A 1,569-nucleotide genomic window follows, 5' to 3' on the forward strand; every position below is an offset into this window, starting at 1 on the left:
CTCCGACCTATGCCTATTTAAGAGGGACCTCTACCGAGGTCCTTACTCCATTATCCTCTACAACTTGTAAATGATCATTCGTGCAAGTGACGCTTCTAAGTCTCTTTCTAATGCGTAACCCCTGTCATGAGAGCATAACAAAACTCACGCACATATATATCATTATAATTCCAGCGTTGCAGTTCGCCGATATTCCGCTAGGCTGCGGAACGTATTCCGTATGCGTGCGGAATGGATTCCGTAGCCCTGCGGAATGGATTCCGCACGCATACGGAATGAAGCGTTGTACCAGAACGCATTCCTACTATAGTATACACTACTCATCTGTTATTCCTGAAAGAGTAGACACACTGTTTCCTCTATTTCTAAAAGTATAGACAGTCAGACGAAAACCACTCAATAAGGTTTTTCTAATACGCAACCTCTGAATCATCCATGAAAAGACGATAGAAAAGCGGTGCAGTTTTTGGTATCTTTGTAATCATTAGGTCTATATCAAATGTGAACAATGACCTCCAACTTGCTAGATAACAGATGACCATGACTACGAACAGCTTTACTCGCTCCTTAACCGTCACCCTATTGCTGCTTTTATTCTCCATCACCGCCAACCCCACAGAGATAAGGAGTCAGCAAACACGAACCGTATACATCTGTACAGGGAAATACTCCAAGGCCTATCATGCGAGAAGGGAGTGCAAAGGACTCAACAACTGTAAAGCAAGAATAAAAGCCGTCAAAATTTCAGAGGTGGGCAAACGCAAACCCTGTAAAATCTGCGTCTCCTAACTCACGACTTTCCAGTCTTGCCTAATAAGGGCACCCAAATCAAATTTGGCTAAAAAGCAGAGCCATTCCACCTCAAAATTATTGTTTATCTTTGTAGCTGTTATGAGTAAGAAAGGAATTATAGTAGTTTCGGGAGGTGTGGATAGCATCACGCTTCTCTATGATAAGCGGGAGGAAATCGGTTTGGCACTCACTTTTCGCTATGGGTCGAACCATGAATCGCGAGAGGTGCCTTGTGCGGAATATCACTGCAAGCAACTTGGCATAGAGCACAGGGTGGTGGATTTGGACTTTGTGAAGATGATGCACAGCTCTCTATTAGAGGGGGCGGAGCAGATCCCTACTGGGGAGTATGAGGAGGAGAATATGCGGAGCACGGTGGTCCCCTTTCGGAATGGGGTGATGCTCTCTATCGCTTGTGCCTTTGCTGAGGACCGGGGTATGGACAAGGTATTTATTGCCAACCACTTTGGAGACCACGATATTTACCCCGATTGTACAGCGGCCTTTATCAAGGGAATGAATGAGGCGATGGTGCAAGGGACCTATCACCACGTGCGGGTGGAGGCGCCCTATACTGGGCTCTCTAAAACAGAGATTGTGGCGATTGGGACTAAGTTGGGGGTGGATTACAGCCACACTTGGAGCTGTTACAAGGGGGGTGAGAAAGCGTGTGGAGCGTGTGCCACCTGTAGAGAACGACAGGAGGCCTTTAGAGATAATGGACTTGTAGACCCAATACCTTACCTATGAACGGAAAGGAGTACAGAATAAGGGCCG

General features: G+C 46.4%; 1 protein-coding gene. It reads left to right on the forward strand.

The annotated features are described in order from the left end of the window. Positions 1–891: 891 nt before the first annotated feature. Complete coding sequence (gene queC, locus QVO39_RS06920; protein WP_018028788.1) at positions 892–1,542, forward strand: 7-cyano-7-deazaguanine synthase QueC; 651 nt, start codon at positions 892–894, stop codon at positions 1,540–1,542. Positions 1,543–1,569: the final 27 nt, after the last annotated feature.

Origin of the sequence: Porphyromonas sp. CAG:1061 (assembly GCF_000435035.1) — a bacterium.
Lineage (GTDB): Bacteria > Bacteroidota > Bacteroidia > Bacteroidales > Porphyromonadaceae > Porphyromonas_A > Porphyromonas_A somerae.